At 64.0% G+C, this 11,006-nt stretch carries 14 protein-coding genes; 9 read left to right on the top strand and 5 right to left on the bottom strand.

The genetic code is table 11. The features are described from left to right. Positions 1–139: 139 nt before the first annotated feature. The 3 genes from FCU66_RS28295 to FCU66_RS28285 all read right to left on the bottom strand — a co-directional run bounded on the left by FCU66_RS28295 (position 140) and on the right by FCU66_RS28285 (position 2,632). Positions 140–733 (bottom strand): biotin transporter BioY, encoded by a 594-nt coding sequence (locus tag FCU66_RS28295; protein ID WP_136621578.1) that lies wholly within the window; start codon positions 731–733, stop codon positions 140–142. 107 nt (positions 734–840) lie between these two features. Further along, a complete protein-coding gene (locus FCU66_RS28290; protein WP_057145533.1) occupies positions 841–1,509 on the bottom strand; it encodes a GntR family transcriptional regulator in 669 nt (222 codons plus the stop codon). Positions 1,510–1,615: 106 nt separating this feature from the next. Beyond that, positions 1,616–2,632 carry a polyprenyl synthetase family protein gene (locus FCU66_RS28285; RefSeq protein WP_027035988.1) on the bottom strand — a complete coding sequence of 339 codons (1,017 nt, stop codon included), beginning with the start codon at positions 2,630–2,632 and terminating at the stop codon, positions 1,616–1,618. Positions 2,633–2,839: 207 nt separating this feature from the next. On the opposite strand from FCU66_RS28285, the gene FCU66_RS28280 reads away from it, so the two are divergent. The 7 genes from FCU66_RS28280 (at position 2,840) to FCU66_RS28250 (ending at position 7,164) form a co-directional block, all read left to right on the top strand. Then, positions 2,840–3,064, top strand: a complete 225-nt coding sequence (locus FCU66_RS28280) for a putative signal transducing protein (protein WP_136621579.1) — start codon at positions 2,840–2,842, stop codon at positions 3,062–3,064. Next, positions 3,064–3,864 (top strand): tRNA1(Val) (adenine(37)-N6)-methyltransferase, encoded by an 801-nt coding sequence (locus FCU66_RS28275; RefSeq protein ID WP_136621580.1) that lies wholly within the window; start codon positions 3,064–3,066, stop codon positions 3,862–3,864. Before FCU66_RS28280 ends, FCU66_RS28275 begins: the two co-directional genes overlap by 1 nt. Before the next feature lie 79 nt (positions 3,865–3,943). Further along, positions 3,944–4,804, top strand: a complete 861-nt coding sequence (locus FCU66_RS28270) for a S49 family peptidase (RefSeq protein WP_136621581.1) — start codon at positions 3,944–3,946, stop codon at positions 4,802–4,804. A gap of 128 nt (positions 4,805–4,932) precedes the next feature. Then, complete coding sequence (locus FCU66_RS28265) at positions 4,933–5,118, top strand: membrane protein (RefSeq protein ID WP_027023000.1); 186 nt, start codon at positions 4,933–4,935, stop codon at positions 5,116–5,118. Positions 5,119–5,138: 20 nt separating this feature from the next. Continuing rightward, entirely contained in the window at positions 5,139–6,038 is a 900-nt protein-coding gene (locus FCU66_RS28260; protein WP_136621582.1) for a 4-(cytidine 5'-diphospho)-2-C-methyl-D-erythritol kinase, read from the top strand. Next, a complete protein-coding gene (moaB, locus tag FCU66_RS28255) occupies positions 6,025–6,579 on the top strand; it encodes a molybdenum cofactor biosynthesis protein B (protein WP_136621583.1) in 555 nt (184 codons plus the stop codon). Before FCU66_RS28260 ends, moaB begins: the two co-directional genes overlap by 14 nt. A gap of 141 nt (positions 6,580–6,720) precedes the next feature. After that, a complete protein-coding gene (locus FCU66_RS28250) occupies positions 6,721–7,164 on the top strand; it encodes a GFA family protein (RefSeq protein WP_136621584.1) in 444 nt (147 codons plus the stop codon). Positions 7,165–7,171: 7 nt separating this feature from the next. On the opposite strand, the gene FCU66_RS28245 is transcribed toward FCU66_RS28250, so the two are convergent. Continuing rightward, positions 7,172–8,146: a hypothetical protein gene (locus FCU66_RS28245; RefSeq protein ID WP_136621585.1), complete on the bottom strand. Its 975-nt coding sequence runs from the start codon at positions 8,144–8,146 to the stop codon at positions 7,172–7,174. A gap of 145 nt (positions 8,147–8,291) precedes the next feature. Further along, on the bottom strand, positions 8,292–8,816 hold the full coding sequence (locus tag FCU66_RS28240; RefSeq protein WP_136621602.1) for a glycosyltransferase: 525 nt from the start codon (positions 8,814–8,816) through the stop codon (positions 8,292–8,294). Between the two features lie 150 nt (positions 8,817–8,966). Between FCU66_RS28240 and FCU66_RS28235 the strand changes: the two genes are divergently transcribed. Together FCU66_RS28235 and FCU66_RS28230 are read left to right on the top strand one after the other, a co-directional pair. Next, entirely contained in the window at positions 8,967–10,121 is a 1,155-nt protein-coding gene (locus FCU66_RS28235) for a PA0069 family radical SAM protein (RefSeq protein WP_136621603.1), read from the top strand. 152 nt (positions 10,122–10,273) lie between these two features. Beyond that, positions 10,274–10,969, top strand: coding sequence for a ribonuclease HII (locus tag FCU66_RS28230; protein WP_136621586.1), 696 nt, complete (start codon positions 10,274–10,276; stop codon positions 10,967–10,969). Positions 10,970–11,006 lie beyond the last annotated feature (37 nt).

Here is an 11,006-nt window from a genome sequence, read left to right as displayed (position 1 = left end):
CTATCTATCCGGTTCGGACAGTCCTCGCCCCGGCTCAGGCGCTCCGCGACGCGATCATAATTGGCGGTGAAGGCGGGACTGTATCCCTTGCCCACATAGGTGAGCAGGCAAAGGAGGTGATGGGCGCGCAGCCTGATCGTCACGGATTGGCCGGTTTCGCCTTGCCGCCGGGAAGCGCCATGAGGGTCGCCGCACCGAGCGCCGACTTGAGCAGTCCGCCGAGGAGAAAGGGCACGAAACCGAAGGTGATAGCCTTTTCAGCGCCGATCATAACGGCGAGCCACATGGTGCCGAGAACCAGGCAGGCAAGGTTGCCGAGCAGCATGGCGGCGAAGGCAAGCACCACCCTGTTGCCGTTCCAGCCGCGTTCGGCCAGCCAGCCTACCAGGGCGCCGACGATTGGGAAGGCGAAGAGATAGCCACCCGTCGGCCCAACGAAATACGACGCACCAGCTGCCCCGCCGGCCAGAACTGGAAAGCCGACCGCGCCTTCGACCAGCCAGGCGGCGATGGTGACCGCGCCAAGCCGCCAGCCATAGAGCGCGCCGATCAGGGTCACGGCAAAGGTCTGCATGGTCACGGGAACCGGCACCATCGGCACTTCGATGTAGGACGACAGCGCCAGGAACAGCGTGCCGAGCACGACGGCTCCAACCTGCCAGGCAAGGGAACGATCCTGAAGCCGGAGCGGACTGAATGACGGCTTGCTGGACGAGAATGCGACGTCTGTCATTGGGATTCCTTCGATCGATTGAAAATTATAGATAATTTCTGTTTTCGATCTATTATCGAATCCACAATTCCCGCGAGATAGCAAGCCTTGGCTTTTGCGGAGGCCGTTTAGCCGACGATGGCAAAGGCTTCGCGTGTCGTCCCGGAGGCCGTCCTGACCGGCTTGCGGCCAATCCATTGGACATGCCGCCCCAGCGTCACTGCGGCCGATTCGGTGTTTCCCTGCCGCAAGGCGGTGAGTATCGCGCGGTGGTCCTGATCGGTGCGTGTCTCCCACTCGGAGCGCCATGCGGCAAACAGGAAGCGGGCACTCGCCGCGTGCAGATCGTCGATGGTGGCGAGCAGGCGCGGCATGCCGCATGGCGCCAGGATCAAGCGGTGGAAGGCTCGGTTGGCTTCCTCCCATGACCTGACATCGCGGGACTTGTCGCCGGCCTTGGTCGCTTCCTCGGCAAGGTCGAGAATGGCAGACGTCAGGTGTGGCGCGGCGTGGCGCAGCGCCAGCACTTCGAGTGCCGCCCGCATTTCGGCGACTTCCTTGACCTCTCCCAGATCGAAAGACGCCACACGCACGCCTCGGCGCGGCTCACCGATGGCCAGCCCTTGCGCCTCGAGACGGCGGAAGGCCTCGCGCACGGGAACATGGCTGGTGTGGAATTCCTCGGCGATATGATCCTGCCGAAGCCTGGCCCCCGGCTCGATCGCGCCGGAGATGATGCGGTCCGCCAGCACCTTGCTGATGCGCACCGCGATGGTGTCGTCTGTGCCCTTTGCCATGTTTTATAGATAATTTGCGGCAGGGCAGCTTGTCGAGACAGCTGCACCGAATTCGCAAACTTCCTCTCCAGCGCGAGCCAGAGGGGATGTCGCGAAAAGCCAGCCCTCAGTTCACCCGGCTGATGCAGAAGTCGATGACGTCGATCAGCGCCGATTTCTGCGGCGTCGCTTCCAGCGGCGCCAGCGCGTCGCGGGCGATCTCGCCGAAATGGCGGGCGCGCCCGATCGTGTCGGCAATGGCGCCGTGGCGGGTCATCAGGCCGGTCGCCTTTTCCAGGCCGGCGTCATCGGTGACATTGTCCTCGATGGCGCGCTTCCAGAAGGTGCGCTCGGCCTTGGTGCCGCGCCGATAAGCGAGGATGACCGGCAAGGTCACCTTGCCCTCGCGGAAATCGTCGCCGACATTCTTGCCCAGGTCCTTGCTGGTGCCACCATAGTCCAGCGCGTCGTCGATCAGCTGGAAGGCCAAGCCGAGATTCATACCATAGGAGCGCAGCGCCGCACGGTCGTTGCGCGTCGCCTGGGCAATGACGGGGCCGACCTCGGCAGCAGCCGAAAACAGCGCCGCGGTCTTGGCCTTGATGACGGCGAAATGCTCATCCTCGGTGGTTTCGAGATTCTTGGCGGCGGCAAGTTGCATCACCTCGCCCTCGGCGATGATCGAGGCCGCACTCGACAGGATGTCGAGCGCTTCGAGCGAGCCGACATCGACCATCATGCGGAAGGCCTGGCCAAGCAGGAAGTCGCCGACCAGCACGCTCGCCTGGTTGCCCCAGATCATGCGGGCGGTCTTCTTGCCGCGGCGCATGCCGCTCTCGTCGACGACATCGTCGTGCAGCAGCGTCGCCGTGTGCATGAATTCGACAGAGGTGGCGAGCTTGACGTGGCCCTCGCCGGCATAGCCGAACATCTGCGCGGCGGCGAGTGTCAGCATCGGCCGCAGCCGTTTGCCGCCTGACGAGATCAGATGATTGGCGACCTCGGGGATCATCTCGACGTCGGAGCCGGCCTTGGACAGGATCAATTCATTGACGCGCCCCATATCGGCCGCCGTCAGATCGATCAGATCCTTGATGGAGGCGGGCTCCCGCTTCCCGTTTTCGATGTTGAGAACGACACCCACGACAATCACTCCCGTCTTGGTATAACGCGTGCGACGGCACCCTTAGTCCCTGCATGGACTCTAGGGCGGCAGACACAGCCACGGCAAGTGGCGAATTGGCGCGGCGGCAATGACAGAATGTCAACCGGCGCCGAAGGGGCGTTCTGCTTTGCCACGGAAATCCGCCTGCCCGTTTACATATGCGCTGCAAACTGAGAGTTTCGCCCGATGATTGAGCTCATTCGCACCAACGACGCTGTCATCATCTCCTTTGTCGAATCGCTGATGCGCGATGCCGGCATCGGCTGCTTCGTCGCCGACCAGAACATGAGCGTGCTCGACGGCTCGCTCGGCATCCTGCCGCGGCGCGTCATGGTCGACGCCGAGCAGGCCGACGCGGCGCGGCGCATCCTGACGGATGCCGGCATCGCCAACGAAATCCGCGGAAAATAATGTCCGCCGCGCCCGCCGCCCTTGTCCCGGACACGCCGGCCCATACGGTCGACGCTTTCCATCGCGGCCGGTTCTGGCTCGTGCAGCCCAAGCAGGGCGGTCATCGCGCCGGCATGGATGCGATGATGCTGGCGGCATCCGTGCCATCCTCCTTTGCAGGACGTCTCGCCGATTTCGGTGCCGGAGCCGGGGCCGCCGGCCTGGCGGTGCTGTCGCGCTGCCCGGCGGCGGAGGCGGTGCTTGTCGAACGCGCGCCGGAAATGGCGGCCTTCGCGGCGGCCACGCTTGCCCATCCCGGCAATGCCCATCTCAGCGATCGCGCCTCCGTGCTGGTCGCCGATGTCACCGTATCCGGCCGGGCGCGAGCCGCAGCCGGCCTCGCCGACAATGATTTCGACTACGTCATCATGAACCCGCCCTTCAACGCCGCACGGGATCGCGCCACTCCTGATCGCCTGCGAAAGGAAGCCCATGTCATGGAGGACGGGCTGTTTGAGAGCTGGATCCGCAGCGCCGCGGCGGTTGTGAGGCCGCGCGGCGGGCTTGCCGTGATTGCCCGCCCCGAACAGCTCGGCGCCATTCTCGATGCGATCGCGGGGCGCTTCGGCGATGCCGAGATGCTTGCCGTCCACCCTCGCCCCGACGCGGCGGCGATCCGCATCGTCGTGCGGGCAGCGCTCGGGGCGCGGGGAAAGCTTGCCATCCGCCCTCCTTTGATGCTGCACGCGCAGTCAGGCCACGGCCCCGATGAGCGCAGCGAAATGATCACCAACGGGCTCGCCTCGTTGTTCGGAGATTGAGCTATTCTGCCCGGCCACATTGCCGTTGGCCGGGAAATCCCTACATGCCTGCAACCCATCGACCGGAGACCGCGCCCTCGTGAAACGACTTATCAACCGCCTGCTGCCGAAATCCTGGCGCTCCACCGTCGTCACCATTCCGGTCATCCGGCTGCACGGCACCATCATGTCGGGCGGCCAGTTCCGGCAGAACCTGTCGCTGGCCTCTACCGCCGGCCTCATCGAGAAGGCGTTTTCCTACGACGCGCCGGCGGTTGCCATCTCGATCAATTCGCCGGGCGGCTCGCCGGTGCAGTCGCGGCTGATCTTCAAGCGCATCCGTGACCTGGCCACGGAAAAGAACAAAAAGGTGCTGGTCTTCGTCGAGGACGTCGCGGCATCGGGCGGCTACATGATCGCGGTCGCCGGTGACGAGATTTTCGCCGATCCGTCCTCCATCGTCGGTTCGATCGGAGTGGTCTCGGCCTCGTTCGGCTTTCCGGAACTGATGAAGAAGATCGGTGTCGAGCGCCGTGTCCACACCGCCGGCCAGAACAAGGCGGTGCTCGATCCGTTCAAGCCCGAAAAGAAGGAAGACGTCGAGCGGCTGAAGGCGCTGCAGCTCGAGGTGCACGACACGTTCATCGATTTGGTCAAGGAGCGGCGCGGCACGAAACTGAAAGACGATCCAGACCTGTTCACCGGCCTGTTCTGGACCGGCATCAAGGGCCTCGAACTCGGCCTGGTCGATGCGCTCGGCGACATGCGCACGGTGCTGAAGACCCGTTTCGGGGCAAAAACCCAGCTCAGGCTGATCACGGCGCCGCGCGGTTTCCTCAGCCGCTTCGGCCTGTTCGGTTCGAGCAAGGGCTTTTCGGCCGCCGATATCGCAGCCGCTGCCGCCAGCGGCGTAATCGATGCGGCGGAAGAGCGCGCGTTGTGGGCGCGCTTCGGGCTTTGAAAACCCGGCAAAACCGTCTAGCATGAGAAGTTGAAGTCTCATGCATGTCGTTTCCAAAAACCGGATCGATATGCATCAACCGACCCGACCGGCCGCCTTCGCCGGCCCAGCGTGGGAGGAGTTTTGGCATGCCGCAGATCATTTTCTTCACCGTCGTTGGCGTCGCCGCCTATTTCGGCTACCGCACCTTCATCCGCGAAGCCGAGCGCGTGACCGCCAAGGTGCGGCGCACCGAAAAGCAGGCGGCCAACGGCGCGATGGGAACGCTGGTCAAGGATCCGAAGACCGGCGAATACCGGCTGGCCAAGGACTGAGCATCATCCCGCAGACGATTGTGGACACCGACACCGGGTCGCGTAGCTGGCACGCGCACGCCAAGATCAATCTTGCGCTGCATGTCACCGGTAGGCGCCCCGACGGCTATCACCTGATCGAAAGCCTGGCGGTGTTCACGCGGTTTGGCGACAGGGTCGAAATCGCGCTCTCCGACAGCGATGATTTTGTCGTGTCCGGCCGTTACGCCCCGGGCGTTCCGATCGATGCAAGCAATCTGGTGCTCAAAGCGCGCGATGCCCTGCGACAGGCGGTCGGGCACGAGAGAACACCGCCGGTCACTATCCGGCTCGAAAAGAACCTGCCGGTCGCCTCCGGCGTCGGCGGCGGGTCGAGCGACGCGGCGACCGTGCTGCGCGGGCTGGTGGAGACGTGGGCGCTGGACATCGATAGCGCCGAGCTGACGCGGATCGGCCTCTCGCTTGGCGCCGATGTGCCGATGTGCCTGGCGGCCAAGCCGCTGGTCGCGCGCGGCATTGGTGACGAGCTGTCGATGGTGCCGGATTTTTCGGCGCTCGGGCTGGTGCTGGTCAATCCAGGCACGCCGGTCTCGACGGCCGAGGTCTTCGCGGCGCTTTCGCGTCGTGACAACGAAGCCTTGCCGCCGCTGCCACGCAGCATCGATTTCCACAGCCTGCGCAACTGGCTGGAGATCACCCGCAACGATCTCGAGCCTGCAGCGCTGGCGATGCAGCCCGCCATCGGCAGAGCGCTTTCCTGGCTCAACAAGGCTGGATCGGGTTTTTCACGGATGTCCGGATCCGGCGCGACCTGCTTCGGCCTGTTCGAGACCGGCAATGTCGCCAAGCGCGCGGCTGCCGAGATTCGCGGCCGCCAGCCCGACTGGTTCGTCGCGGCGACGCGCAGCATCGCATCGGAGGGCGCTGATGGCCAGAATTGACGAGAGCCGTTCCTTCGTCCCCGTGCGCATCGCGGTGCTGACCGTTTCCGACACACGCAGCCTCGCCGACGACAAATCCGGCCAGACACTGGCCGACCGCATCGCCGAGGCCGGGCACATCCTGGCTGCCCGCGATATCGTCACCGACGATCGCGAAAAAATCCGCGACACTGTTCTGGCGTGGTCGCGGAACAAGGATATCGATGTCGTCATCACCACCGGCGGCACCGGCTTCACCGGCCGTGACGTGACACCGGACGCGCTGGAGCCGATCTTCGAAAAGCGCATGGACGGTTTTTCGGAAGTGTTCCACCGCATCTCCTACGACAAGATCGGCACCTCGACGATCCAGAGCCGGGCGACCGGCGGCGTCGTCAACGCCACCTTCGTCTTCGTGCTGCCGGGCTCACCCGGCGCCTGCAAGGACGCGTGGGACGGCATCCTGAAGGCGCAGCTCGACTACCGGCACATGCCGTGCAACTTCGTCGAGATCATGCCGCGCCTGGACGAGCATTTGCGGCGCGGAAAATCGGCTCTGTAAAAGCCGAGGCAAAGCGCCGGTTCCACGCCGCGTTTGCCAGGCAGAACAGCACCGGCGCCTTCGAAACGCCATTCCAAACCTGCCCCCGAAAAAAGTACTCTGCCTGAAGGCGATCATCGCCGACACGACAAGGCAGATACGATGACCGTGCATACTGGCGGATGCCATTGCGGCAACGTTCGCCTTGGATTTTCAACCGAGCTCGACCCCTCGCAAATCGAAGTTCGCGCCTGCCAGTGCTCGTTCTGTGTCAGACATGGTTCGCGCGCCGTTGCCGATCCGGACGGCAGACTGATCATCTCGGTCAAGGACGAGGCGCGATTGCGCAGATATCAGTTCGGGTTGAGGACGGCCGACTATCTGATCTGCCGGGAGTGCGGCGTCTACGTCGCCGCAATCGCCGGACATGACGATGCAATCGCCAGAGATGACGAGGCAAGGGCGATCGTCATCATCAACGCCCTGGACGACCGGGAGCGGTTCAATCAGGAGCCGGTCTGTGTCGACTTCGATGCCGAAAGCAAAGCGCAGCGCCAAGCCAGGCGCCGCGCTCGCTGGATGCCTGTCGAGATCAACTTCGGATAGTTTCCTTTTAGCGGATGACCGGCTCGCCATGAAAGCGACGGCGCGACGGCGGCGATACGCCGAAGCCGACTTCCATCATCAGCCGCGGCGTGCGCGCCGGCACGGTGCCCATGTGGAAGCCAAACGGGTCCTCGACGAAGCCTAGCCCTGCTTCTCCAGTCAATGTCACGGGGCTCTGCTCGCCATAGACATCCAGAACCTCTTGTGCGGGATGGCCGACCAGCAGGGTGAGTTGATGCTTGAGGCTGCGGCGCTTGTGGCTGCCCCTGACATAGACATGCGGACCGGTGTCGGCATCGACCGGCTTGAGATAGAAGAAGAATTTCAGCATGCGCCAATCGTCGAGGTCGAAATGATACTTGCCGAGCGAGGCAAGGTTCTTGTCGGCATCAGAGGCAGCACCCGTCGGAAAACTCCACCAGACCCGCGTCGTGATCAGTTTTGCCTGGCCGCCGAGATAGTGCGCGGCAACATCCAGAAGCAGCGGATCGCGCTGGATGGCGAGTGCCGCCTGGCAGTCGAGGATGCGCTCGAAAAAATGTCCGCTGAGCAGCGAGCGGCCAAAGCGCTTCTCGGCCTCGGCATGTTCACCCGGCATGAATTCGAGACGGCGGTCGAAATTGCCGAAGCAAGGCGTACGCCCGGCGAAGACAGCGATCTCCTCATGGATATCAGGCGGCAGGGCCAAGCCAGAAAACAGCCCGTCGGAGCGCAAAGCTTCGACCACGGCTTCCCGTTCGACGCCGGCAAACATCGTATCCCCCGCATTATCGACCGGACGGGCGCGTTTTGCGCCCAGCCAATGCATGCGGCGGCCAGGCATTGTGCGCGCCAGCACGAACATCGGCAGCCAGGCGGGGTTTTCGCGCAGATCCGTCAGATAAGTCGGAATGCGCACGGCGATGCGCCGCAGCAGGCTGCCGTTGCGCGCAATGGCCTCGAGACTGGCCGTGCCGGATTTGTCTGGGGTTGAAAGGTGCATTGGGTCCTCGGCTATGAGAGCGCCACCGATGCCGCATCGGTGTTCACCACTCGGCATGACCCAAACCCAATTCACCGCTTGGGATGGAAACTAACCCCGCGTCAGATTTTGTGCAATGCACAATGGAGAGAGCAGCTGCAAAAAATCATTTCGGGGAGCGATGCTTCTGCTTTACCGGAGCTACCCAGATTTCGGCGTCGAGGCGCTTTGTCGCGAGGCCGCGGGCGATGGCCTCGGCGCTGCCGGCACTCTTGGCCGAGGCCGCCGCCTGACGCTTGCTGATCAGCAATCCGTCGGCCAAGGCGCGGTTTGCGGAAAAGACGCGCGCCAGGAACGGCGTGCGGCTGCCGTGCGCCCGCGAGAACCGTGCCGCCATGGTTTGCCTGGCGGTGTGGTCGACGACTGCGTCGATCCAGCCCTCCACCAGCCGGGCTCCCGGCTCCAGCAGCAGCAACCAGTCCCCCTTGGCCTGGCGGATGCCGGCAGCAACGCCGCCAGTCACGTACTGACAGCCGGCATGCTCGGCCACGCGATGCGTCTGGTCGGTGGAGCCCGTGTCGCAGACGATGACTTCACGCACCACGCCCTCGACCGCGCCGCCAATCAGCGAGGCGAGCGTGCGGGTAAGGCCTTCCTCGTCATTGCGGGTTTCGATGAGAACACTGAGCATCATTAGCCGAATAGCGGAAAGCGCAGCACAGCGCCAGTTACCGCAGCGCACCATAAAAAGTTCTTGCTTTGTTCTCATCGACAAAATAGGAATAATTTCATGAACAGAGCGATTCGACACAACATGGACAGTCCCTGGGAGCGGGCGAAGATGGAACAGATCGTGCGCGCCGACATTGCAGCTTTCGGAGCAGGAAGAGCCGAGATGGCCAATGCGATGATCGAGCAGAGTGGCGTGCGTGTCCGTCCGGACCGCAACCGCGGCAGGTCGGCGGGCATCAATCCGTCCGGCCGGTTCGAGCCGGTCAGCCGGCATGTCTTCGATGATGGCTGGAATTCGCTGGAAGAACTGCCGCCCTTCAAGACCGAAGTGCAGGTCGAGAAGCCGCGCACGATCATCACCCGCAACGAATCGCCCGACATCTCCTTCGATCGTTCGATCAACCCCTATCGCGGCTGCGAGCATGGCTGTGTCTATTGCTTTGCCCGGCCAACGCACTCGTTCATGGGGCTGTCGCCGGGTCTCGATTTCGAATCCAAGCTGTTCGCCAAACCGGACGCGGCGCGCTTGCTCGACAAGGAGCTGTCGAAGGACGGCTACCAGCCGCGCACCATCGCCATCGGCACCAACACCGACCCCTACCAGCCGATCGAGAAGCAGTACCGGATCATGCGCGAGATCCTCGAAGTGCTGGAAGCGCGCGGCCATCCGGTCGGCATCGTGACAAAATCCGCTTTGGTGACGCGCGACATCGATATCCTGTCGCGCATGGCCGAACGGGGGCTCGCCAAGGTGGCGCTATCAGTGACGACGCTCGATCGCATGCTGGCCAGAACGATGGAGCCACGCGCGTCGACGCCGACCAAACGGCTGGAGGCGATCCGCCAGCTTTCGGATGCCGGCATCCCGGCTTCGGTCATGGTCGCGCCGATCATCCCCGGCCTGACCGACCAGGAGATGGAACGCATCCTCGATTCGGCACGCGCTGCCGGAGCGCGCGAGGCGGGTTATGTCGTGCTGCGCCTGCCGCTGGAAGTCAGCCCGATCTTCAAGGACTGGCTGCTGCGTCATTATCCTGATCGCTACCGCCACGTGATGTCGCTGATCCGGTCGATGCGCGACGGCAAGGACTACGATTCGGAATGGGGAAAGCGCATGAAGGGCGCCGGTCCCTATGCTTGGCAGATCGGCCGGCGCTTCGAGATCACCGCCAAGCGGCTCGGCCTCAATGCCGAACGGCGCACGTTGCGGACCGACCAGTTCGTTGCCGCTGCCAAGGATCAGTTGCAGCTTACGCTGCTTTGAGAATGCAAATCACCGCGGTGGTTTGATCTGCCGCAGCACTAGAATTCCGTCCGGCCTGCCCCGGCCTGCAGACGGTGCCCTCCCGGTCCGGCGCCCCACCCGACCCGGAGGGACTTGCGGAGAATCGGAGCCGATGCGAACCTCGCCGCAACATGGCTCGCGCGCGTTCCGATTCTCCGCTTCTCTTTGAGATCATCGAGAAACCCGACTTCTCCTTCGAGACGAAGGCGATGGCGGACGGCCTGTGGCCAGTCGCCGGGATGGACGAGGCCGGCCGCGGCCCCCTGGCCGGGCCGGTGGTCGCCGCGGCCGTGGTGCTCGATCCCGCCAACATTCCGGACGGGCTCGACGATTCCAAGCGCCTCAGCCATTTGCAACGGGAAGCGCTGTTCCTGCGAATCCTCGGTTCAGCTCAGGCGGTTTCGATGGCCTCCATCAGCGCCGAGGGCATCGACGGCAGCAACATCCTCAAAGCAAGCCTGGAGGCGATGCGCCGCGCGCTGGTCGGGCTGTCGGTTCAGCCGAAGCTCGCCCTTGCCGACGGGCGCGACGTGCCGCCAGGGCTTCCTTGCGAAGGGCGCGCGTTGATCAAGGGCGACCAACGTTCGCAGTCGATCGCCGCCGCCTCGATCGTGGCCAAGGTGATGCGCGACCGCATGATGTGCGGCTGCGGCAACCATCACGATCGCTACGGCTTCGAAGTTCATATGGGCTACGCCACGGTCCGCCATCGCACGGCGATCGAGGCGCATGGCCCGGTGGCGCGGCTGCACCGCGTGTCGTTTGCGCCGTTCAGGCTGGGCGGCGTTGAGGTGGCTGAGGAAGAAAGCTTCGCCGGATTGGATTGAGCTGAGCGGCTGCGACAAGCCAATCTCCCCCCTCGTG

It is taken from the genome of Mesorhizobium norvegicum, assembly GCF_004919685.1.
In the GTDB taxonomy this organism is placed as follows: Bacteria; Pseudomonadota; Alphaproteobacteria; order Rhizobiales; family Rhizobiaceae; genus Mesorhizobium; species Mesorhizobium norvegicum.
The sequence above is the reverse complement of the archived record's forward strand: the minus strand, read 5'-3'. Positions and strand labels throughout refer to the sequence as shown.